The organism is Nostoc sp. TCL26-01 (assembly GCF_013393945.1).
Taxonomy (GTDB): Bacteria; Cyanobacteriota; Cyanobacteriia; order Cyanobacteriales; family Nostocaceae; genus Trichormus.
Genome location: NZ_CP040297.1, coordinates 4,115,690 through 4,138,953, shown reverse-complemented (window position 1 = coordinate 4,138,953; position 23,264 = coordinate 4,115,690). Strand labels below are relative to the sequence as shown.

Sequence of the window (23,264 nt, the reverse complement as noted above, 5' to 3'; positions counted from 1 at the left end):
CAGAGAGAGTTACTCAAATCAACCTAGAACAGGAATTGTGAGCTATTTCTCACTCACTGTTATTGGAGGTAAGGAACCTGCTAACGACTTATACACAAATCCCAAAGCGGATGTTAAAAACGTCCGCTTTTAACGTCATTAAGACTAATACCGTAGAATTCTTGGGCTTGCTTGATCGCTTTTTTCGTGTCATCGGCCATGACACCATTGAGTTGACCTTTATAAAAACCCTTTTCTTGCAGTCGTCTTTGGATTTCTAAGACGTTAAAATCGCTTTTGGCAGCTTTATTGACTGATCCGTATAACTTAGCTCTAGTAGTAGGGCCAGCAACACCACTAGCAGTTAAGTAATTGGCTGATTGAAACCTCTTGACTGCATCTGCGGTGTAGGGGCCAAAATATCCATTTGGCTGTCCCTGTAGGTATCCTGCGCGAATTAACTGCTCTTGCAATACTCGCACAGCTTCACCGCGATCGCCTAAACTGAGTTTATCTTTACTAGTTGTATTCTTGGGAGGATTTTCTCCGCCAACCCCTATTGGTGGTAATTTGCGGAGGGTGTTTGGCCCAACAACCCCGTCAACATCTAATTTATAAGCTGCTTGAAATCTTTTGACAGCTTCTTCTGTAATGGGGCCGAAAATACCTGTAGCATTGCCGTAGTAAAAACCTGCTACTTTCAAGCGTTGTTGCAAAACCTTGACATTTTCACCTTCATCACCTTTGACAAGGTAATTAGGATTGCTGCGCTTGTTGGTTACTGTGCTACTAGCAGTTGTATTTTTAGTTTGTGTACTAGCAGCAGTATTTCTTTTTTGTGTAGTGGCTGTACTGGTTGGTTTGGTTGTTTGTCTACTGACAGTCGGGACTGTAGTTGTATTGGTTGGTTTGGTTGTTTGTCTACTGACAGTTGGAACAGTAGTTGTATTATTTTGCCTAACTGTTTGTGTGCTAGGAGTAGTAGGCTTAGGTGTTTGGTTAGTTACAGGTGATAAACGCCAGTTATCTAGTTTTTCTAAAGTGCTGGCTCCGACAACACCGTCAACTGGTAAACCAGCTGCTTGTTGGAAACTGCGGACGGCTGCTTCGGTGGTAAAGTCATAGACTTGAGTCACTGGAGCTTGATAAAAACCCGCTTGTTGCAGTTTCTGTTGCAAAGTTCTCACAGAAGGGCCTTGATCCCCTCGTTCCAATGCCCAGACGCTCGTCACACTACCGAGAATTGATAATGTGAGAGCTAAAGGTAGCATATGCTTCCAAGCCCTACTAGAAAGTCGTTTCCAGTCTGGTGTAGCTGCTGTATTAAACAAGTAGCTCAGAGACACCAAGTCACTAGATTCGGTTTCTTCGTGGGCGAAAGCTAGGTGCAAATAGGCTATGTTGTCCATATTAGTTTCCTACACCACTTATTTTTCTTCAATGGTTGCTTCAGCTTGATGTACTAAATTACGTAAGTTTTCCAGTGTTTGTATGTTTACATCCTGCCATAAATTGCGCTGGTGTGCCTCTAATAATCTTTCGGCAATATCACGCAACGCATGAGGATTTTTATCTTGAATATATGCGGAAACTACCGGATCAAGCAAGTATGCTTCCATGATGCCTTGATACATATAGTCTTCTACGCATCTGGCTGTAGCATCATAGGCGAATAAAAAATCTACTGTTGCTGCCATCTCAAATGCCCCTTTGTAGCCGTGGCGCATCATGCCCTCAATCCACTTGGGATTTACTACACGAGAACGATAGACTCTGGCAATTTCCTCTTTAAGTTGGCGGATTTTCGGATGGGCCGGAATGGAATTGTCACCAAAATAGGTTTGAGGATTTTTCCCTTGTATGGAACGTACAGCAGCCGTTAACCCACCTTGAAATTGATAATAATCATCAGAATCCAGCAAATCATGTTCACGGTTGTCTTGATTGTGCAAGACAATTTGCATCTGTGATAAGCGTTGGGTGAAGGCTTCGGGATTGGGGTTGGGGGGAGATGGGGGGAAAGAATTATCACCTTGTCCAATTCTGCCATTTTGAATTTTGAATTTTGAATTTTGAATTGATTCATCCCCTGAAGAATAAGCGTAACAACTCCAGTTAATGTAAGCACGGGCTAGGTCTTGATCGTCTTGCCAGTTTTGTGATTCGATTAGACCTTGGAGTCCAGCACCGTAAGCGCCTGGTTGAGAACCGAAGATGCGGTAGTGCGATCGCTCATATGCTACTTCCGGAGTTAAGCCTTGTTGTATCCAAAAATTCGTATCTTCGATGACTTGGGCTGCTAGAGGGTTTTGTTCTGGTGGTTCATCAAGTGCAGCGACGGCTTTAACTGCTTGATCAAATAAATCAATTAAGTTGGGGAAAGCATCGCGGAAAAATCCAGAAATCCGTAAGGTGACATCAACACGGGGACGACCCAAAATTGAGAGAGGTAAAATTTCTAAATCTACAACTCTCCGTGCAGCCCCATCCCAAACTGGTTGCACACCTAGTAGTGCTAAGGCTTCGGCAATGTCATCGCCACCAGTCCGCATCGCCGCAGTTCCCCACAAAGATAAGCCTAGTGTTTTAGGATACTCACCATGCTCCTGTGTGTAGGATTCAATTAAAGTCTCTGCGGCTTTGCGTCCAATATCCCACGCTGTTTCTGTGGGAATGGCACGAATATCAACAGAGTAAAAATTTTTGCCAGTCGGCAACACTTCCGGGCGACCGCGTGTAGGTGCGCCAGACGGGGCGCTGGGGACGTATCCACCATCAAGTCCGTGTAAGAGGTTGGTAATTTCTGTGTGGGTTTGTTGTAGGGATGGGAGGAGTTTGGTGCTAATCCAAGTTAGGGTACTGGGGAGTGCTGAGTGCTGAGTGCTGAGTGCTGAGTGGGGAGTGGGGGGAGTGGGGGGAGTGGGGGGAGGGGGGGGGTGGGGAGTGGGGAGGTGGGGGGTGATTAGTTGTTCTACTAGTAGGGCGGCGTGTTCTTCTAGGGTGGTGACGGCATCGCCGATTGTGCGGTGAGGATTTGGGGTTTTGTTAGCTAGGATTTGTTGAGCAGATGGGGATAATGGGGTGCTGAAATCGGCTGTGAGGGGATCGAAATCTAAGCCCCAGTCATCAGCTAAAGCCCTGGTGATACCTGAAGAATAGCGATTAGGGATGCGGGCGATCGCTACTATTAAATCTCTCAGTTGTCTGCCTTGGGGACATTGCCCAAAAATATGTAAGCCATCCCGAATTTGAGCTTCTTTCAATTCGCAGAGATATCCATCTAAGGAGTTGAGAATTAGAGATTCAAAATTCAAAATGTCTGATTCGTTTTGAATGCCTAAATCTTTATAAAGATTTTCTTGGATGACTAATTCCCGAATGCGATCGCGTATCGGTGGTAGGCGGGAAGGATCTAAACTTTCTGCCTCATAATATTCATCAATTAAATTTTCTAATTTTTGCAAAGCGCCGTACAACTCTGCGCGAGTCATGGGGGGTGTGAGATGATCGATAATCACTGCCTGGGCGCGACGCTTGGCTTGTGAACCCTCACCAGGATCATTGACTATAAACGGGTATAGGTGCGGCATTGCACCAAATGCTACTTCTGGGTAACAGTTACTAGATAAAGCCAAACTTTTACCCGGTAGCCATTCTAAATTGCCATGTTTCCCCACATGAACCACAGCATCAGCAGCAAAACATTGCCTCACCCAATAATAAAAAGCTAAATAGGCATGAGTCGGTTCTAAATCCGGCGCATGATAATTCAAGCTAGGGTCAAGATCATAACCCCGCGATGGCTGAATACCGATGAAAATATTGCCTAGTTGCATACCAGGGATAGGGAATGAAGAGGATGGGGAGATGGGGAGATGGGGGGCTTCGGGGCCCCCTCTGGGGTTGGGGGGAAATGGGGGGAAAGAATTGTCCCCTTGTCCTTCAGTTTCTAGTCCCCAACGCTCATTAATACTCTCTTGTACTTCTGTAGGTAAAGACGCAAAATAATTTTGATACTCTGTGGTCGATAAACTTTGCAGTATGGGACGTAATTCTCTGCCTTCTGGATCATTGGTGACACCAGAAGTGAGACGCTGAATTAACTCATCACCATTGTTGGGTATATCTTCTACTACATACCCAGCTTGCTGTAAAGCTTGGAGAATTTCTACACAACTGGCTGGTGTGTCTAGTCCGACACCATTGGCTAAACGTCCATCACGGTTGGGGTAATTCGCTAAAATTAGGGCAATGCGTCGCTGTTGGGGTGGCTTGGAACGTAGGCGTACCCAATTAGCTGCTAGTTGAGCTACGAACTGGATGCGATCGCTCACTGGTTCATAAACTACCACATCTGTTTCTAAATCAGGGTTACGTGTTTGCACTGCCTTAAAGGACACAGCACGGCTGATGATGCGTCCATCAACTTCTGGTAAAGCCACATTCATCGCTATGTCACGAGGAGAAAGCCCAGTCATCTGTGCTTCCCATTGTTCAATAAATCCGCCACTCAAAATAACTTGTAAAACCGGTATATCTAATTTTTCCCACAGTTCCACCTGGGGTATTTCACTATCTAAACGCGCCAAGGAAAAACTGGTGGTATTCAGTAAGATGGCAATCTGTTCTGAGTCTTTAGCTTGGAAAAACTCACACAATTCTATCTGCACATCCGGATCACGTAAGGAAGAAATAAACACAGGTACAGGTTGTAAATTTCTATCACACAAAGCCGCACACAACGCATCAATTACTTTAGTGTTACTCGCCAAGTAGTGCGCGCGGTAGAAGAGAATACCGACTTTAGGACGTGGGGAGAGGGAGAGAGAGGGGGATGGGGAGAGAGAGGGATGGACATACAACCCAACACGGGGAACCTGTTGCGGTGGCAAAGGATCATATGCAGTTGATAAGCAGGTATCAGCAACAAATTTGAGAGCATTAACAACATTTTCTACCCCACCTTCATGGAAATATTGCCATATTTGGTTAACAGTAGCCGCAGGCAAGGTAGACTGAGAGATCAATTCAGGATCGAGAGCATCGTCTCCTGGCATTACAATTAGTGTTATACCCTGACGTTGCACAATTTCTTGCACAACTTCTAAACCATAAGCCCAATAGGAACGTCCCCCTATCAGGCGCAAAATAATTACTTGAGCAAGTTCTAAAACTTGTTCTCCATAAGTATCTATACTTATTTGTTGCTGTAACAGCAACAGATTAGCAACTCTAATTGCAGGAAATTTTGCAGGTAATTTGGGGACGGCAGCTGCCAAAGTTTGAATATCGGTATCAGCAGCCGTAATCAATACAAAAGGGGCTGGGGTTTGTTCTAGAAAAATCACACCCTCTGACTGATTCCATCCTACTGATGTGGTACTTATACGATGCATAATCCTTTATTACCGCTTTAAACTGTTGGTTAGAACATAATCAAGCTATTTGTCAGCCTAGCCCCTCTTACCAGACTATTAAAAATGCTGAGTTCTTCTGATTTGAGCTTTTCTCGAAATTTGCCGTTAGTTGTATTCAATCAACTTGGAGAATTATTGCAGCAAATGGCTCAATCTGTAGAAACTGTTGTTGTAATTACAGAAGCTTTGTTATCACGAGTTCACTTATCAGTAGAATGGCAAAGGCAAAAATTTACGCTGATAGTTTCAGAGCGTTTTAGCGCGCTCTTACTGGGCAATTGGGAGCAAACAGAAGTACCAAATTCGACTACTTCTATTTGTGTTTTGCCTTGGCAAGAGTATGAAAACAATTGGGTTGCCAGGGAAATACCACAACCAGAAACCCCTTCAGTACTGGCTCAACTCCCTGTTACTGCTAACATCACTCAGCAATTACTACTCAGCACTAAATTAACTTTTGATACAGAAGCGATCGCTTCCTTCCTGTTGCAATTGAGAGATTTGTTTGACCATGATTCCCATACTTACCAACACCTTGAACGCTATCGTCAAATTCTTCGCCCCAATGATGCTACACTCCAAAGTCAATTTACACTGTTGTTATTAGAACATCTACTGCCTGGGCAAACTGAGACGGAAACAGCAGTACCTATTACAAACAATCCAGCAGAGCCTTATGCTTGTCAAGCAGTCGAAGATGCCTTGAAAAAACAGATTTCTCAAGAGCGACTGCTGAATCAAGTAACTACGCAAATTCGCAAAAGCTTAGATTTGCCTGTGATTATGGCGACAGCTATTGCTCAAGTACGAGAGTTTCTGGAATTAGACAGGTTAGTAATATATAAATTTGCAGGTTCTAGAGTCAACTCCCAAGAATCCACTCAACGGCAAATATCAGAGTGGCAAAATTACGGGGGTTGCATCGTTTATGAAGCTCGTGCGACGGATGCCATTCCCTCAGTATTGCATTATCAGGAAAAAACTTGCTTTGGTCGGACTTCCTCATGCTGGGAAAAGTATTCCCAAGGATTTACCTTAATCGTCGATGATATTGAAAAAACCTATGCTCTAGAAGAGTGCCTACTGAATTTTTTAAGGACAAGCGAAGTTAGAGCTAAATTAGCAGCCCCAATTGTTTTTGAAGATAAACTTTGGGGATTGTTGATCGCCCATCAATGCTATACTCCCCATCAATGGGTTGAGAGTGAAATAAACCTACTCACTTCAGTTGCAGAACAACTAGCGATCGCTATTCACCAAGAAGAATTAATGCGATCTCTGACTCAAGAAAAACAAACCCTGGAACAGCGCGTAGTTGAACGGACAATGGCTTTACGCGATGCCCTATTAGCGGCGGAAGCTGCTAGTCGCCTCAGAAGTGAATTTTTAGCCACCATTAGCCACGAATTACTCACACCTTTAACTTATGTGATTGGGATGTCTTCCACATTACTACGCTGGCCTTTGGGTGAATTGAGTCAACGACAACGAGACTATTTACAAACAATTCATGACAGTGGCGAACATTTATTAGAAATGATTAACGACATCCTCGATTTATCGCAAATTGAGGCAGGAAAAACAGTTTTAAACATTTTGCAATTTTCTCTAGCCAAGACAGCCGAAAATACCATAGAATCACTACAAGAAAAAGCCCAATCGCAGCAAATAAATCTTAAACTAGATTTACAAATAGACCCAAAACGCGATCGCTTCACCGCCGATGCCACAAGAGTAGAACAAATTCTCTGGAATCTTTTAACCAATGCCATTAAATTCACCCCAGAAGGCGGTAGCGTTACCTTACGCATCTGGGTAGAAGAAGACACCGCAATTTTTCAAGTAGAAGACACAGGTATTGGTATTCCTGAAGAAAAATTACCTTTACTATTTGAAAAATTTCAACAACTAGACACACCCTATCGCCGCCGCTACGAAGGCACAGGATTAGGTTTAGCCTTAACTAGACAATTAGTAGAACTACATCGAGGACGGATTGAAGTAGAATCTACCGTAGGTATAGGCTCAATTTTTACAGTGTGGATACCATCGCAAGAGAGTGGAGAGTGAGGGAGTGAGGGAGTGAGGGAGTGCTTTTCTCTAGGCTTTTAGTCCAAAGTTCAGTAGCCAAGCAATTAGTGGTTTTAAGCTGGTAGGTAATGCAGCTTCACTCACTATGATTGTGTGCTGTTGACTATTATCTTCTACTGTCAGCTGATATTGAAAGCGATCGCTTTGAGAACTAGAAGAAATAATTTGTTCAGGTAATGAAAATAAATCGGCTGTTGCTACTAGTTGTCGCAATTCTTCAGCTTCTGCTAATGGAAGTGTATTCGTGTCAACACTAATTTTCTTACTAATTCCTGCAAAGCCACCCGTCCGTTCTAAGAGTACCCGCATTTATTCATCAGACTGAAAGATAATTACACTCCAGTCTAACAATAACCACATCCACAATCAAAATTCCCCATGAGTTTAGTTCTACATGAGGACTTTCGATCTAATATCATTTGTAATGACGAATTACGTCAAAACTCCTACCTGTTTCCAAGCATTCTTGATTGCTTGATGTTCTGGGCTACCATCACCATAGAGTTCAGCTGCAACTTGTATAGTCATATCAGCTGCTTTTTGGAAGTCTGCCTTAGCACGTAGGCGATCGCGTAAGGCTACATACCAGATTTTACCTGCTTTTTCCCAAGCGTAACCGCCAATTTCTACTGCGGCTAGATAAAAAGCTCGATTGGGAATGCCTGAATTGATGTGTACCCCACCATTATCAGCCCAGCCAGTGTATTGATCTTTCACATGACCAGGTTGGGGATCTTGACCTAAAACAGGGTCATTGTATGCTGTTCCTGGTTCTTTCATGGAACGAATCGCTATACCCTTGACGTTGGGCATTAATAAACTATCTCCAATTAACCAATCGGCTTCAGCTGCTGTCTGGTTTTTAACTCTTTGTTTGACTAACGTACCAAAAACATCAGAAAAAGATTCATTTAACGCTCCTGGTTCACCATAGTATACAAGACCAGCTTCATGTTGAGTTACACCATGAGTTAGTTCATGTCCAATGACATCAATGGATTTAGTAAAGCGGTCAAATAATTCTTGATCACCGTCACCATAAACCATTTGATCGCCATTCCAAAAAGCATTATCGTACTTCACACCATAATGGACGGTCGAGTCTAAACGTAATCCTTTGTCGTCAATAGAATTACGTTCAAATATTTCGTAAAACAAGTCATATGTAGCACCAGCACCATCATAGGCTTCGTTGACAGCTTCATCATTACTGGGGGGATCACCTTCCACACGCACAATAGTTCCTGGTAATTGTTCACTGTCTTGAGCATTGTAGATTGTCCGCCGTTTTTCTCCTGGAGATGGAGCAAAAAAAACGTTGCCAACAACATTTCTCCGTCCACGCAATTGGGCTGAAACATTTAATGTTTGAAAAGCCCAATTCTTCTGCCGTGTTGTACCATTGACAGCAATATTTTCTAACATATGCGGTGGAATTACACAGCATATAGGGCATCTAGTATTGAGTGAATGGTCACACTGCAAACTAGATGATTTCTTTTTATTTCTAGCCATCTAATTTATTCTCACGAGGGAACTAAGCCGCGAAAAAAGCTGAAAAAATAAGGTAGATGGCTAATCCCTGGTTAATCTTTGATATTTCTATTTTCGGACATAATTTCTAAAAGTAAACAGTAGTCTATAAAGCGATCGCCGAGTCCCATATTATGTAAAAACACATATATTTGTAGATTCTTAATAGTTAATCAAGGCAACATCAAAGCATATTCTGTATTCACACTAGTTCTGTTTTAGTCTTTGATCAAAAACAAGATCCCCAACTTCTTAGAGAAGTCGGGGATCTGCACCTAACTACTAACTTTATGCAAAAAGTTTTTTTATGGCAGTTGCCAAGTAGATGAGGAAATTAATTAATCATCAAAAACAGGAACTAAGCAACTAGAAAATCCGTTCATTGTTCCCTATTTTAAAGTGTCAAAGATTGAGCATCAGTCTCAATAAATTTAGCTAAATCTTGTAAAAATGCTGCTGCATCAGCACCGTAAATAATCCGATGATCGGAGGTAATATTTACCTGCATTTGCTGTTTAACACCAAACAAACCATCAGCATTGGCTACTAGTTGGGGACGTGATGCACCGATCGCTAAAATTGAGCCTTGTCCTGGTGGTAAAATGGCATCGAATGTATCTACACCGAACATTCCTAAGTTCGACAAGGTAAAGTTACCACCACTATATTCGTCAGGTTGTAATTGTTTGGCTCTAGCACGATCTACTAAAGACTTCCAGGTGCGGGAAAGGGAATATATATCTACCTTGTCAGCATTTTTTAAGACTGGTGTAATTAAACCACCGCCATCCATTGCCACCGCGACAGCAATGTTGATATCAGCATGGTAAACAATACCTTGGTCTGAATAACTAGCATTTAACAATGGGTGTTTTTGCAATGTCATCGCCACAGCTTTTGCTAGTAGCGCTGTCATGGTCACGCCTTTAGATTTAATTTGCTTGTACAGTTTATCTAAACCATCAGTGGTAATTGTGTAACCCACACGGAAAACAGGCACATCTAAACTAGCTACCATGTTCCGAACGACAGCACTTTGTAGAGTATTAAATGGCACTACCTGTCCTGGAGTGACGGCAACAGGTGCTGGGACAGGTGCAGTTGTTCTAGATGGTGTGGGTACAACTGGGGTGGGGGTTGGTGTAGATACAGCAGGTGTGACGGCTGGTTGCTTGACTTTACCAACTACCGCTTCCACATCATCAGCGACAATCCGACCGTAGGGGCCACTACCTTTGAGAGTTGTTAAGTCAACTTTCAGGTCTTTCGCCAACTTACGGGCGCGAGGTGAGGCTACAAGTCTACCTTCAACGTGATTAGAACCATTTTGTGAAGCTGTGGTTGGTGCGGCGACGGCGGCAGCTACGGGTTCAGGGGAGGCGGTGGAAGTAGCTACAGCGCCGCCAGAATTGGCTAGGGACTGGGCTGCGGAGATTTCGGCTTCGGTTTCGGCTACGTAAGCGATCGCCACTCCTACGGGCGCGCTATCACCAGCTTCTACAACGATGTGGGCAAGATATCCTTCATAGAAAGATTCCACATCCATATCGGCTTTGTCTGACTCGACAACCACCACTGTTTCGCCTTTTTCCACTTTATCGCCTGGCGACTTCACCCAGGAGACAATTTTGCCTTCGGTCATGGTGGAACTCAGCGCCGGCATGAATATTTCGTGAATGCTCATAGGGTGGTATCAGAATCAATGGTTAATGGAATTTAACAGCTTTTGCCAGATCGAATTGTATCTTGGCACGAGGGTTTTATGGTGGAGATTTTATATTTTAGGTTAGGGAATGGGGAATGGGGAGTGGGGGAGTGGGGGGAGTGAGGGAGTGGGGGAGTGGGGGAGTGCTGAGTGCTGACTAATGACTAATGACTAATGACTATTGACCATTGACTAATGACTAATGACTATTGACTAATGACTATTGACCATTGACCATTGACCAATTTGCGGAACTTCTCAACAAGCTCAGGGTCTATTCAATGGGGATTGTTATATATATTTGTATTTTTGATAACTAATCGACGATACATTAAAGCTGTCCCTAGGTAGATGGTAGGGTGTGAGTGGTTTAACTTCAATTTAAGATTCACGGTGGATAATTAGCCTTTTGGAAATAGCTGCTTTAGTCTTATGTCAGTAAAATTGAAGTTGTTTTTAATTTTGCTACTGAGTGTTTTTGCCACTGCTGGGGCTGGGGTCTATATGAGTCAGCACCAGACAACTACATTGATTGTGGAGAGTCATAGTGAGCCACAGCAATTATCGGCAGTAAACAACTCTCAGGAAATTTTGGTAGATCCAGAGCGTAACCAATATCAAATTATACCATTAGAGAGTATCAATTCTCCACTCCAAGGTAGTGATCCGGCGACGCTGGCGATAAATTTTTTGGATGATTTTACTTTAGTTAGCGTGACAAGAAAGGTTGAGGTTGTTTATCCTCAGCATAATCAAGCTTTGGTGACGGTGACACAAGCTCTCAAAGGTAACAATAAATCTGGAAAGATTAAATACAGATTGGAGATGACTAGCTTTGGGCGATCGCTTTTAGCTAGTTCACCTCCTGTATGGCAAATTGTCTGGATTGGTTCGCAAAAATTCCCTACGAGTGAATTCAAAATTAAAAATTAAAAATTTCTCTTCATCAATTGAGGGAATCAGAGGAGTCAGTTACACAGCACAATTGACTTATGTTTAAATGTCGCCTCGAATGTCTTCAACAACACCATCGCGGATGACGATTTCTACCTGCATTTTGCTAATCAAGTTATCGCCTCGTTCCACGCGGAAAAAGCCTTCCATTTGAAATTGATTAACTTCTTGATCTAATTCCAGTAGCTGTACTTGCTGGAGGTTTTGCAGGAGTTGGTTTTTTTGTTCTAGGAATTCACTTTTCTTTTGATTGACTTGGAGTTGAATATTGTCAATTTGTTGCAGGGTTTGGGGGCCTGGTGGCTGGAGACTCTGTTTTTGAATTGCGGCGATCGCTCTTTGTCCTTCTATATCTAATTGTTGCAATTGCTGGTCAAGTTGATTGATTTGTGCTTGCAGTTGCTGTTGCACTTCCTCTTTCCACAAAGGGGTGACAATCACTTTGACGTTAACGATGCGCTTCAACAGCAATTGAGGGTTGGAGATATCCATAAAAGTTTCGCGTTCACTCTAAATTTAGTTTGCGGTGTGGAATCATCAGACAAACATGGCACTGATGAGGTCTTGGTAACGTTCTGCGACAACATTGCGCCGGATTTTTAGCGTTTGTGTCATCAAGCCATTTTCCATGGAAAATGGTTCCAGAATCAGTCTAAACGGCCCAACACGATCATCGGCACGATAACCAGGACGGTTCTTTACTTCCCGATTTAATTCTTGCCTGAATAAATCCTGGATCATTTTACTCTCCAGGTTAATTTTTTGACTGGATGAAGAGGTTAAATTATCATTGTCTACACTCAAGACGAGATTTTGATTTGCTGCCCACTGTGCTAGAGCTTCTAAATTAGGGACAATTAAAGCACCCAGACTGCGTTGATCTTGTCCGACTAACATGATTTGATCGATGTAGGGCGATCGCAAACAAGCATCTTCAATCGGCTGTGGTTCGATATTTTCCCCATTACTCAAGACAATGGTATCTTTTGCTCTGCCAGTCAGTACAAGTTCATTGTCTGGTGTCACCCAACCCAAATCACCGCTATCAAACCAACCTTCCGGATTAATTGCTTTGGCTGTTGCTTCGGGGTTTTGGTAATAGCCTTGCATGACTTGTGGCCCTTTCAGCAACACTAAGCCTCGTTCTCCAACTGGTAGAGGCTGGCGAGTCTCAGGATCTACAATTTTAACTTCTGTGCCGGGTATGGGTTGTCCGGATGTCCCAATAAAATTCCGCCAAGGACGACGCACATTAGTCACAGGAGAAGTTTCTGTTAAACCGTAACCTTGCAAAATCTGCACACCAATAATTTCAAAAAAGGTGTCTATGTGTCTGGGTAGCGCACCACCACCGCTAATTACTTGCTTGATTTTGCCACCTGTAGCTTCTCTCACTTTGGCATAAACTAATCTTTCTCCTAAAGCATGGAGAGGGAACAAAGCAGAGGCGAGGATACCAGCAGCAAAACGCTCTACAGATGACGCATGGAGATGATCTAAACTCAATCCTTGGGAAATTCTCCGGGCTTTGATATATCTTTCACTCGCACTTAGCAAAAACTGAATTAGGCGTTGCTTATTGGCTGGTTGTTCGCGGAACTGCTTCTGTACACCTTCATAGATGGATTCCCATAAACGGGGGACAGCTACCATGTAATTGGGTTTGTATTGTCTCAAGTCTCCTTTGACAGAACGCAAATTAGTATAAATTTGTGTGCAACCTTGAGACAGTAAGTAATACTCAACTGTCCTTTCATAGCTGTGCCAACTGGGTAAAATACTCAGGGCTGTATCACCTACTTTTGGTTGAACTACTACTCGGAATGTGGTGATTTGGTGTAGCAAATTGCTGTAACTGAGCATGACACCTTTGGGTTTGCCTGTAGTCCCAGAAGTGTAAATTAATGTTGCTAGTTTGTCGCGGTTTTGTTTGACTGGGACAAAGGTATGGTTTTGACCAATTTCGATTAACTGGAGAAAGTTGAGAACTTTTGGGGTTGCTTCTGTTGGTGGTGTTTCGTCGGAAAGTAAGACTACCAGGTGAATGGGTAAATCGTGGAGTCGATCTTTGAGTTTATTAAATGTTTTTAAATCTTCCACGACTAAGGCGGTGCTACCACTGTTAGCCAGGATAAATATTAATTCTTCTCGTTCGGCTTGGGAACTGCGTACCGCATCGACAGCGCCAGCTGTCATAATTCCTTGGTCGGCAATGAACCACCGGGGGCTATTATCAGAGACGAGGGAAATGCGATCGCCTGCTTGTACTCCTGATGCTTGCAATCCTGCCGCAAATAGCTGGATTTTTTCTGCTAACTGACTAAAAGTAATCTCTATTTCTGGTTGAGCATGAGGACTATAGAGAGCGATCGTCTCACCAAATTGTTGGGCAGCGATCGGCCAAATTTCTGGTATGGATTCTACGTTTGTATAGTCTACTAAGCCTTGTATTTCCTGACTTTCTTGCTTTGTAATATTGACGAGTAAAGCTGATCCTTGTTCACTGTTTACCATTGCTTATCACCTCAGATTTTATCAATTGTCTTTGTCTTAATTGATGCTGTTACTACGTTAGGATAGCTCTTTTCCATCTCTACACCATCTCAGGTATATACAGTTTCCTAACCTTACTGATAGTATTGATAAAAACTTATGCTAAAGTTAATTTATATAAACCAAAACTGATGATTTTGGTGTTCCTGTAGTTGTCAATGAAAATTGGCAATTGCTTACAGTAGCCACCTAGTTATTCACGGGGGTGATCACCTATAGCTTTACTTGATGCCTTTTTCCTAACTCTCATCAACATAGTTGCCTGTTTGGTATTTCCTAAGCTTCTATCCGTGATTCTTGACCCTCCCAGAGTCAAACATACCAAACGATTATCCCAGGGTCTAAAATCTCATGCAGCGAGAATCGAAATTACCAGTTTTCCCTACTGTACTGCTTACGCCATAACAGGTAGTCAGTATTGTAAATTTAGTCCGCATTTTTGTTCTCAGTGTTCGCCAAATTGATGGGCAGTTTCCATACTAATCTCTGCATAACTCTTACCCTGCATTTCTCATAAAACGGTAGGAGCAGGTTCACAAATATGCTTCAATCATTCACGAATATCTCATGAACCCGCCCCTACAGCCTCTGGACTTCGGTTTTATCAACTTCGTGAGAAATTCGGGTTACCATGTCTAGTTTTTTGTTCTACTTTGGTGGGGAATTTCATCAGTGAAAAACTCTATTCCCGACTTCTCCTAAAAGTCGGGAATCTCAATGAGAAAATTATCCTCAATTTGAGATACAATCTTTATATCTTCAGAATGTAGATAATTGAATATTTTATCTTAATAAAAATATATATATATTAAACTTATATCATTCAAAAGAAATTCAAATTATCAAATGTGACTAATAAAACAAATTATGTTTCACACTAGATAACAGAGTTCTTTTAGAAAGAGGCGGTTATCTATGAGCTTGATGGATGGTATCCTCTTAACTGTAGTCAACACTGTTGCTTGTCTAGTTCTACCAAAACTGTTATCAACAGTTTTGATGGCAAAACCTCAGAGTAAAACACCCAAGATACCTGTTATGCGATCGCCAGAGTCTACACCTGCTATTACTAGTTACGCTGATGTAGTTTCCTAATCAAGACATCGCCGACTAGTAACTTGTCAATGTTTGTAGTCAGCACTTAAAGTATTTCAAAAATTAAGATAACAGTTGCTGACGACGAACTGACTGAGTGATTTTCAATCAGCATAAGTAACCAAATAAAATCACTCACAAAGTTTACAAAAATCCAACTAGCGTAATATTTATTTACTCGCTGGAAGGTTAAAAGTTTGTTTTGTTAAATCCCGAAACTTTCTGTCTCTTCTTTAACTAAACTAGCGATCTTTTCTTCTGCACCACTTTCACCTCTAACACTGCGTAACTTTGCTTTGATATTGGCCAATTTTTCTGGATGATTTAAAAAATCCAAAACCATTTCTCCCACTTCTTGAGCTTGTAATTTACCGACAAGTTCTGGTACTATTTCTTCTCTCGCCCAGATATTTGGCCAAGCTAATAAACCTTTACGTCTGAGGAAAAACCAGTTAATTATCTTGGCAAATGTAGAACCAACTCCCGGCAAATTTGCTAACAATCCCGGTAAACCATCCCAAGAACGCATCGCATCAAGTTGTTGAGTAGGGAGTAAAACCAGCATTGGCACACCCAAAGCACCCAACTCAGCTGTATTAGCGCCAACGGTGGTTATGCAGATACTACATTGAGCCAATATTTCATAAGCAGGATTTTCTTGCCGTAGCTCTATATTTACCCCAGTACCAGTTTTAATGATTGGTTGTTGATTGTTTTGTTCACAAACAGTTAAAGAAGCACCAGAAAATTTAAATGTGTCCACAAAAGGGTTTTTTTGAGCATCCCCAAAACTAACTAAAGTCTGTAAATCCAAAGTTGGGGCTACAGGAATGATAAATTTTGTCTGGGGTTTTTGAGTGTGAATATATTCTGCGATCGCTAAAAATAATGGTACACCTTGGGTTAATTTTGCTGCTTTTGATCCGGGTAAAATACCGATGATTGGGGAGTGGGGAGTGGGGACTTGGGACTGGGTATTGGGTATTGGGGACTGGGCTGCTTGCATTAGGTCGCCGACGACGGTAAATTTGTGGGCGTATTTGGGTGATACTTTGGCTGCTGCTTCTGCTTTCATTATGCCAAAGCGATCAATTAAGTTGTGCCAACGAGCCTCCCATTCGGCGTAAACTACTGTCCGGTATCCGAGTTTTTTGCCAATAACTACAGGGAAAAATTGATCACCACCTAAGAAAACAACTACACCTTGACTGCGCCAATCCCAATTATCGAAAGTTTTTCCCCACAGCAAAAATTGCCAAAAATGCTCTGCTGCTTGTACTCTATCAACTTCTGGGTACGAGAGTGCGATCGCTGCTTCTTTGCCACTAGCATGAGGACAAGGTGATAAAACTACGGAAATTCTCACCTGTTCACGATCATCACCTAACTTTTCCCGCAATGCTTTCACCACAGGACGCACCCAGGTTGTTACCTCACCAGGGCCATTAGAAAGAATGAGAACATCTACTGGACTCATAAGTTAATAATTAAGAGTGAAATTAAGTCATCAAATAGACACGACGTTACTGATATAATGACAGACTATGTTTGATAACGTCTGTAAATTTCTGGCCGAATCATTTTCCACTGACTTTGCAACTTGGTTACTCAATCAACCAATTACACTCACTGAACTTAGTCCATCTGAATTATCACTCGAACCAATACGTGCCGACGCACTAATTTTGTTGCAGTCCGATGAAATCATCCTCCATCTAGAATTTCAAACTCGCCCAAAAGCCGATATTCCCTTTCGGATGTGTGATTATCGTTTACGGGGATATAGAAAATTTCCTGATAAAAAAATGCGTCAGGTAGTAATTTATTTACAACCAAGCGATTCTGAGCTAGTTTATCAAACGGAATTTGTCTTAGAAAATAGCTGGCACAGGTTCGATGTAATTCGACTTTGGGAACAACCAACGGAAATATTTCTCAATTCTCCAGGTTTGCTACCGTTTGCAACTTTAAGTCAAACCGATGATAAAACGCGAACCTTAGAAGAAGTCGCTCAAATTATTGAAGCAATCAAGGACACCCGCATCCGCAGTAATGTTGCGGCTTCAACCGCAGTGTTATCTGGGCTAGTATTAAATAAAGACCTGATTAAAAGAATTTTGCGGAGTGATATTATGCGCGAATCTGTAATTTATCAAGACATTTTGCAAGAAGGGATTCAACAAAACACTCAAGAGATTGCCATCAAAATGATTAATAAGGGTATTAGTCTGGAAATAATTGTTGATGTCACAGGTTTAACTATGGCACAGGTGCAAAAATTACAAGCTCAAGCAGAAGACACTCAAGCTCAGTGATATTATGCGCGAATCTGTAATTTATCAAGACATTTTACAAGAAGGGCTTGAGCAGGGGATTCAACAAAACACTCAAGAGATTGCCATCAAAATGATTAATAAGGGTATTAGTCTGGAAATAATTGTTGATGTCACAGGTTTAACTATGGAACAGGTGCAAAAATTACAGGCTCAAACAGAAGACACTCAAACGCAGTAATATTATCGGCAAATCCATGATTAATCAAGATATTTTGCAATGTCTTATAGTGACTTCTCTCTTGCTAAAGTCAAACGCGACTTTAACTTAACTATAGTTGAAAATGGTCGATTTCTGCCCGAAACAAAATCCATAGAACCTAGTATTTACCTTCAAGAAGCATTAAGTGAAGGATTACCAATAGCAACTGCAACAGGTTCAGAAAAAGCTCGTTCAGAGTTAATTATTAGTCCTATTCTTTTAGAAGTTAGAAAAATTCTCGAACGCAAAGTCAGCTTGTTTTCTGGTGAAGATTTTACAGTTGCACCAGATTTAGGTTTGAGTGGAACTTGTGATTTTTTAATTAGCAACTCATCCGAACAAATATTTATTGAAGCTCCTGTTATTGTGATTATTGCAGCGAAAAAAGGTGATTTAAAACCTGGTTTAGGTCAATGTGCAGCAGAAATGATTGCCGCACAAAAATTCAATGAAATAAATAATATACCTATTAAAACAATTTATGGCAGCGTTAGCAGTGGCACGGCTTGGCGATTTTTGCAGCTACAAGGGCAAATACTGAGGATTGATTTGCATGATTATACAGTGCCTCCAGTGGAAACACTATTAGGAATGTTAGTTTGGATGGTGCAAGAAGGTCAATAAGAGACTTCCAACTAAAAAAATATACAATCGCTTTGTTGAGTAGGGGAGGCAGGGAAAGAAAAATCCCATGAGCATATTTGCTATCACCCAGCGTTAGCGACGTTCGCGTAGCGTCTCTCCTTGGGAGAAGGAGCGTCATAGCAATTCAAAATTCAAAATTCGTCTTGAAAAGTTTCCTACGGCGGGAAACTTGCCTACAGAACTTTTCGCAAAATTCAAAATTAAGAGACTCTGATTTTACAACGGTTTCCGTGTTTGGATCTGTATCAGATTTTTAGTGAATTGGTATCACCCGTAAGATTCAACAGTCCAAAAAAACTTGATTTTGAACGCCAGTCCGCACAACGGGAAGGCAGTCGCGTGGGCGGGTTTCCCGACTTGAGCGAACTGCCGTGGAAACCCCCGCAAGCGGCTGGCTCCCCTTGACTATTGACTATTGACCACCCTCAGAAGGGTTTCTTGGTTGAGTGCGTAAGTCTAGATTTTTTAACTGTATTTTCAGCCACTACAAGGAAAGTATTAATTTTTCGTTACATAGTGCGAGCATTTACTCGTATTATTTATTAATGTCTGTTAACAAAGTTTGCGATTTTTATATCGATTTGTGTCAGATAGAAGACAAAATGCCCATTGGGTAAGGTTTTTCTGATAAAAAACTGATATTGCCGAACAAAATCACAAACCTTTAGCGGCAGCGATCGCTAGAGAATTCTTAGTAGAGAACACGCATCAAAGGAGCCGAGGAAGCATGTTCACCCACGTCAAGTCCACCATTAGACACATTGCGCCTGATAACCTGCGCGGACGTAATTTAATTAAGGTGGTCTATGTCGTGCTTGAGTCCCAGTACCAGAGCGCATTGTCGCAAGCTGTTCGCACGATAAACTCGAACAATCCTAACCTGGCGATTGAAATCAGTGGGTATTTAATTGAGGAACTGAGAGATCCCCAGAACTACGAAGAGTTCCAAAGGGATATTGCCAGTGCCAATATTTTTATCGCCTCGTTGATTTTCATCGAAGACTTAGCACAGAAAGTAGTTGCAGCCGTAGAACCACACCGCGATAGCTTGGACGTTGCCGTTGTCTTTCCCTCAATGCCAGAGGTGATGCGCCTAAACAAAATGGGCAGCTTTTCCTTAGCACAGTTGGGACAGTCCAAGAGTGCGATCGCTCAATTCATGCGAAAACGCAAAGAAAAATCCGGTGCGGGATTCCAAGATGGGATGCTGAAGTTGTTGCGAACTTTACCGCAAGTGCTGAAGTATCTACCAATGGAGAAGGCACAAGACGCTCGCAATTTTATGTTGAGCTTTCAGTATTGGTTGGGTGGTTCTCCAGAAAACCTGGAAAACTTCTTGCTGATGCTAGCTGATAAATATGTATTTAAAGGTGTAGAAAAACAAAATTCCGCATCTCAAGTGGAATATCAAGCACCAGTGGTGTATCCCGATATGGGAATTTGGCATCCTTTAGCCACAACCATGTTTGAGGATGTGAGAGAATACCTCAACTGGTACACAGCCCGTAAAGATATTGCCAGTGACTTAAAAGATCCCCTAGCGCCTTGTATTGGCTTGGTATTACAACGCACCCACCTAGTTACAGGTGATGATGCACATTATGTGGCGATGGTGCAGGAGTTGGAAGCATTAGGGGCTAGGGTATTGGCTGTGTTTGCCGGTGGTTTGGATTTCTCCAAGCCAGTGGATGCTTATTTCTACGAACCCACCACCAATACGCCGTTAGTAGATGCGGTGATATCTCTAACAGGTTTTGCTCTAGTCGGGGGGCCAGCCAGACAAGACCATCCTAAAGCAATTGATGCCCTCAAACGCCTGAACCGTCCTTACATGGTGGCCTTACCCTTAGTTTTCCAAACCACAGAAGAGTGGTTAGATAGCGACTTGGGGTTACATCCGATTCAAGTAGCTTTACAAATCGCTATTCCGGAATTGGATGGAGCGATCGAGCCGATTATCTTATCAGGTAGGGATGGGGCCACAGGGAAAGCGATCGCCCTCCAAGATCGCATCGAAGCTGTAGCCCAACGGGCTTTAAAATGGGCTAACCTACGTCGCAAACCCAAGCTGAATAAAAAGGTTGCTATCACCGTCTTCAGTTTCCCCCCTGATAAAGGTAACGTGGGAACTGCTGCATACTTAGATGTATTTGGTTCCATCTACGAAGTCATGCAGGCGTTGAGAAACAACGGCTACGATGTGCAAGACTTGCCAGCAAATGCCAAAGAGTTGATGGAACAAGTCATCCACGACGCACAAGCACAGTACGCTAGTCCCGAACTCAACATCGCCTACAAAATGTCAGTGCCAGAATATGAGGCACTCACACCATATTCCACACGCCTAGAAGAAAACTGGGGCCCACCACCAGGAAATCTCAACAGCGATGGACAAAACTTACTGGTTTATGGTAAGCAATTCGGTAACGTCTTCATTGGTGTACAACCAACTTTTGGCTACGAAGGCGACCCCATGCGGTTGTTGTTCTCCCGTTCTGCTAGCCCTCACCACGGCTTTGCCGCTTACTATACATATCTAGAGAGAATTTGGGGTGCTGATGCAGTACTACATTTTGGTACTCATGGCTCATTAGAATTTATGCCAGGTAAGCAAATGGGGATGTCTGGTGAATGTTACCCAGATAACTTAATTGGTAATATTCCCAACCTATACTACTACGCAGCTAACAACCCCAGCGAAGCCACAATTGCCAAGCGTCGCAGTTACGCGGAGACAATTTCCTACCTCACACCACCCGCAGAAAACGCAGGTTTGTATAAAGGTTTAAAGGAACTCAGCGAATTAATTGCTTCTTACCAAACCTTAAAAGATAGCGGTCGCGGTATACCCATCGTCAACACAATCATGGATAAATGCCGCATCGTCAACCTGGATAAAGATATCAACTTGCCGGAAACTGATGCCAAAGATATGACCCCGGAAGAACGGGATAATATCGTCGGTAGTGTGTACCGCAAGCTGATGGAAATCGAATCGCGGTTGTTACCTTGTGGCTTACACGTCATTGGTAAACCTCCAAGTGCAGAAGAAGCGATCGCTACTCTTGTCAACATTGCCAGCCTAGATCGTCAAGAAGAAGAAGTCCAAAGCCTACCCCGTATCATCGCCAACAGCATCGGCCGGGACATTGACGAAATTTACCAAAACAGCGACAAAGGTGTCCTAGAAGATGTCCAACTCCTACAAGACATCACCCTAGCTACCCGCGCCGCCGTTCGTGGCTTAGTAGAAGAACAAACCAATGCTGAAGGACGAGTTTCCCTAGTTTCCAAACTCAACTTCTTCAACATGGGCAAAAAGGAACCTTGGGTAGAAGCACTGCATCAAGCAGGTTATCCCAAAGTTGACACCGCAGCCCTCAAACCCTTGTTCGAGTACTTAGAGTTTTGCTTGCAACAAGTTTGTGCAGACAACGAACTCGGCGCATTACTCAAAGGCCTAGAAGGCGAGTACATCCTCCCTGGCCCCGGTGGCGATCCCATCCGTAACCCTGATGTATTACCCACAGGTAAAAACATCCACGCCCTCGACCCCCAATCCATCCCCACCGCCGCCGCCGTCCAATCAGCTAAAATTGTTGTTGATCGGCTACTGGCACGGAATAAAGCCGAAAACGGTGGTAATTGGCCCGAAACCATCGCCTGTGTCCTCTGGGGAACCGATAACATCAAAACCTACGGCGAATCCCTAGCCCAAATCATGTGGATGGTGGGTGTCCGTCCCGTTCCCGATGCCTTGGGACGGGTGAACAAGTTGGAGTTAATTCCCTTAGAAGAGTTAGGAAGACCCAGAATTGATGTAGTCATCAACTGTTCTGGTGTATTCCGCGACTTGTTCATCAACCAAATGAACCTGCTTGATCAAGGTGTGAAAATGGCGGCGGAAGCAGACGAACCATTAGAGATGAACTTTGTCCGCAAACACGCTCTGCAACAAGCTGAAGACATGGGAATTAATCTCAGACAAGCAGCCACCCGTGTTTTCTCCAACGCTTCCGGTTCCTACTCCTCAAACATCAACTTAGCAGTAGAAAACAGCACTTGGGACAGCGAAGCCGAGTTACAAGAAATGTACCTCAAACGCAAATCCTTCTCCTTCAATTCCGATAACCCCGGAATCATGGACGAATCCCGACAGATTTTTGAAAGTACCTTAAAAACTGCTGATGCAACTTTCCAAAATCTCGACTCCTCGGAGATCAGTTTGACAGACGTTTCCCACTACTTCGACTCAGATCCCACCAAACTTGTCGCCAGTCTGCGCGGTGATGGCAAAACCCCAGCATCTTACATCGCAGACACTACCACAGCCAACGCCCAAGTCCGCACATTATCCGAAACCGTCCGCCTAGATGCCCGTACCAAATTGTTAAATCCCAAGTGGTATGAAGGTATGCTGTCTCACGGTTACGAAGGTGTCCGCGAACTCTCCAAGCGGTTGGTAAACACAATGGGTTGGAGTGCTACAGCCGGCGCTGTAGACAACTGGATTTACGAAGATGCCAACGAAACCTTCATCAAAGATGCAGAAATGCAAAAACGCTTGATGAACCTCAACCCCCATTCCTTCCGCAAGATGGTATCCACCTTGTTAGAAGTAAATGGTCGCGGTTATTGGGACACTAGCGAGGAGAATCTAGATCGCCTCCGCGAGTTGTACCAAGAAGTCGAAGACCGCATCGAAGGCATAGAATAGGTTGTAAATGATAAGGGTGGGCGATTTGTCCACCTTTATC

15 protein-coding genes are annotated in these 23,264 nt (G+C 43.0%); 7 read left to right on the top strand and 8 right to left on the bottom strand.

Translation table 11 applies throughout. From position 1 onward, the window contains the following. Window positions 1–113: 113 nt before the first annotated feature. Both FD725_RS18105 and cobN read right to left on the bottom strand, forming a co-directional pair. A complete protein-coding gene (locus FD725_RS18105; RefSeq protein WP_179049426.1) occupies window positions 114–1,388 on the bottom strand; it encodes a peptidoglycan-binding protein in 1,275 nt (424 codons plus the stop codon). Between the two features lie 18 nt (window positions 1,389–1,406). Then, window positions 1,407–5,375 carry a cobaltochelatase subunit CobN gene (gene cobN / locus FD725_RS18100; protein WP_179049425.1) on the bottom strand — a complete coding sequence of 1,323 codons (3,969 nt, stop codon included), beginning with the start codon at window positions 5,373–5,375 and terminating at the stop codon, window positions 1,407–1,409. Between the two features lie 84 nt (window positions 5,376–5,459). Between cobN and FD725_RS18095 the strand changes: the two genes are divergently transcribed. Further along, a complete protein-coding gene (locus FD725_RS18095; RefSeq protein ID WP_179049424.1) occupies window positions 5,460–7,466 on the top strand; it encodes a GAF domain-containing sensor histidine kinase in 2,007 nt (668 codons plus the stop codon). Window positions 7,467–7,496: 30 nt separating this feature from the next. On the opposite strand, the gene FD725_RS18090 is transcribed toward FD725_RS18095, so the two are convergent. The 3 genes from FD725_RS18090 to FD725_RS18080 form a co-directional block, all read right to left on the bottom strand. Next, window positions 7,497–7,796, bottom strand: coding sequence for a protealysin inhibitor emfourin (locus FD725_RS18090; protein WP_179049423.1), 300 nt, complete (start codon window positions 7,794–7,796; stop codon window positions 7,497–7,499). Window positions 7,797–7,919: 123 nt separating this feature from the next. Beyond that, on the bottom strand, window positions 7,920–9,002 hold the full coding sequence (locus FD725_RS18085) for a M4 family metallopeptidase (protein ID WP_179049422.1): 1,083 nt from the start codon (window positions 9,000–9,002) through the stop codon (window positions 7,920–7,922). Between the two features lie 412 nt (window positions 9,003–9,414). Then, a complete protein-coding gene (locus FD725_RS18080; RefSeq protein WP_179049421.1) occupies window positions 9,415–10,704 on the bottom strand; it encodes a dihydrolipoamide acetyltransferase family protein in 1,290 nt (429 codons plus the stop codon). Between the two features lie 453 nt (window positions 10,705–11,157). Here FD725_RS18080 and FD725_RS18075 point away from each other — a divergent pair, with 453 nt between their 5' ends. Then, a complete protein-coding gene (locus FD725_RS18075; protein ID WP_179049420.1) occupies window positions 11,158–11,658 on the top strand; it encodes a hypothetical protein in 501 nt (166 codons plus the stop codon). Window positions 11,659–11,721: 63 nt separating this feature from the next. Here the strand turns inward: FD725_RS18075 and FD725_RS18070 are convergent, their stop codons facing one another. Then, a complete protein-coding gene (locus FD725_RS18070) occupies window positions 11,722–12,171 on the bottom strand; it encodes a YlqD family protein (RefSeq protein ID WP_179049419.1) in 450 nt (149 codons plus the stop codon). A gap of 45 nt (window positions 12,172–12,216) precedes the next feature. Continuing rightward, entirely contained in the window at window positions 12,217–14,193 is a 1,977-nt protein-coding gene (locus tag FD725_RS18065) for a long-chain fatty acid--CoA ligase (protein WP_179049418.1), read from the bottom strand. A 954-nt stretch (window positions 14,194–15,147) separates the two neighbouring features. Here FD725_RS18065 and FD725_RS18060 point away from each other — a divergent pair. Then, entirely contained in the window at window positions 15,148–15,327 is a 180-nt protein-coding gene (locus FD725_RS18060; protein WP_179049417.1) for a hypothetical protein, read from the top strand. A 205-nt stretch (window positions 15,328–15,532) separates the two neighbouring features. On the opposite strand, the gene FD725_RS18055 is transcribed toward FD725_RS18060, so the two are convergent. Beyond that, the gene (locus tag FD725_RS18055) at window positions 15,533–16,804 is read right to left on the bottom strand and encodes a lipid-A-disaccharide synthase (protein WP_179049416.1); all 1,272 of its coding nucleotides are present in this window, start codon (window positions 16,802–16,804) and stop codon (window positions 15,533–15,535) included. 67 nt (window positions 16,805–16,871) lie between these two features. Between FD725_RS18055 and FD725_RS18050 the strand changes: the two genes are divergently transcribed. From FD725_RS18050 to FD725_RS18035, 4 genes are all read left to right on the top strand, one after another. Next, the gene (locus FD725_RS18050; RefSeq protein ID WP_179049415.1) at window positions 16,872–17,642 is read left to right on the top strand and encodes an Rpn family recombination-promoting nuclease/putative transposase; all 771 of its coding nucleotides are present in this window, start codon (window positions 16,872–16,874) and stop codon (window positions 17,640–17,642) included. Window positions 17,643–17,646: 4 nt separating this feature from the next. Then, the gene (locus tag FD725_RS18045; RefSeq protein ID WP_179049414.1) at window positions 17,647–17,841 is read left to right on the top strand and encodes a hypothetical protein; all 195 of its coding nucleotides are present in this window, start codon (window positions 17,647–17,649) and stop codon (window positions 17,839–17,841) included. A 39-nt stretch (window positions 17,842–17,880) separates the two neighbouring features. Continuing rightward, a complete protein-coding gene (locus FD725_RS18040; protein WP_179049413.1) occupies window positions 17,881–18,486 on the top strand; it encodes a hypothetical protein in 606 nt (201 codons plus the stop codon). A gap of 748 nt (window positions 18,487–19,234) precedes the next feature. Beyond that, on the top strand, window positions 19,235–23,224 hold the full coding sequence (locus tag FD725_RS18035; RefSeq protein ID WP_179049412.1) for a magnesium chelatase subunit H: 3,990 nt from the start codon (window positions 19,235–19,237) through the stop codon (window positions 23,222–23,224). Window positions 23,225–23,264 lie beyond the last annotated feature (40 nt).

What these genes read in the sequence shown, in the direction of transcription:
- FD725_RS18090 (WP_179049423.1), bottom strand. Translation starts at nt 7,796, where the DNA reads ATGCGGGTACTCTTAGAACGGACGGGTGGCTTTGCAGGAATTAGTAAG.
- FD725_RS18060 (WP_179049417.1), top strand. Translation starts at nt 15,148, where the DNA reads ATGAGCTTGATGGATGGTATCCTCTTAACTGTAGTCAACACTGTTGCT.
- FD725_RS18070 (WP_179049419.1), bottom strand. Translation starts at nt 12,171, where the DNA reads ATGGATATCTCCAACCCTCAATTGCTGTTGAAGCGCATCGTTAACGTC.
- FD725_RS18040 (WP_179049413.1), top strand. Translation starts at nt 17,881, where the DNA reads ATGTCTTATAGTGACTTCTCTCTTGCTAAAGTCAAACGCGACTTTAAC.
- FD725_RS18065 (WP_179049418.1), bottom strand. Translation starts at nt 14,193, where the DNA reads ATGGTAAACAGTGAACAAGGATCAGCTTTACTCGTCAATATTACAAAG.
- cobN (WP_179049425.1), bottom strand. Translation starts at nt 5,375, where the DNA reads ATGCATCGTATAAGTACCACATCAGTAGGATGGAATCAGTCAGAGGGT.
- FD725_RS18085 (WP_179049422.1), bottom strand. Translation starts at nt 9,002, where the DNA reads ATGGCTAGAAATAAAAAGAAATCATCTAGTTTGCAGTGTGACCATTCA.
- FD725_RS18095 (WP_179049424.1), top strand. Translation starts at nt 5,460, where the DNA reads ATGCTGAGTTCTTCTGATTTGAGCTTTTCTCGAAATTTGCCGTTAGTT.
- FD725_RS18075 (WP_179049420.1), top strand. Translation starts at nt 11,158, where the DNA reads ATGTCAGTAAAATTGAAGTTGTTTTTAATTTTGCTACTGAGTGTTTTT.
- FD725_RS18055 (WP_179049416.1), bottom strand. Translation starts at nt 16,804, where the DNA reads ATGAGTCCAGTAGATGTTCTCATTCTTTCTAATGGCCCTGGTGAGGTA.
- FD725_RS18045 (WP_179049414.1), top strand. Translation starts at nt 17,647, where the DNA reads ATGCGCGAATCTGTAATTTATCAAGACATTTTACAAGAAGGGCTTGAG.
- FD725_RS18035 (WP_179049412.1), top strand. Translation starts at nt 19,235, where the DNA reads ATGTTCACCCACGTCAAGTCCACCATTAGACACATTGCGCCTGATAAC.
- FD725_RS18080 (WP_179049421.1), bottom strand. Translation starts at nt 10,704, where the DNA reads ATGAGCATTCACGAAATATTCATGCCGGCGCTGAGTTCCACCATGACC.
- FD725_RS18050 (WP_179049415.1), top strand. Translation starts at nt 16,872, where the DNA reads ATGTTTGATAACGTCTGTAAATTTCTGGCCGAATCATTTTCCACTGAC.
- FD725_RS18105 (WP_179049426.1), bottom strand. Translation starts at nt 1,388, where the DNA reads ATGGACAACATAGCCTATTTGCACCTAGCTTTCGCCCACGAAGAAACC.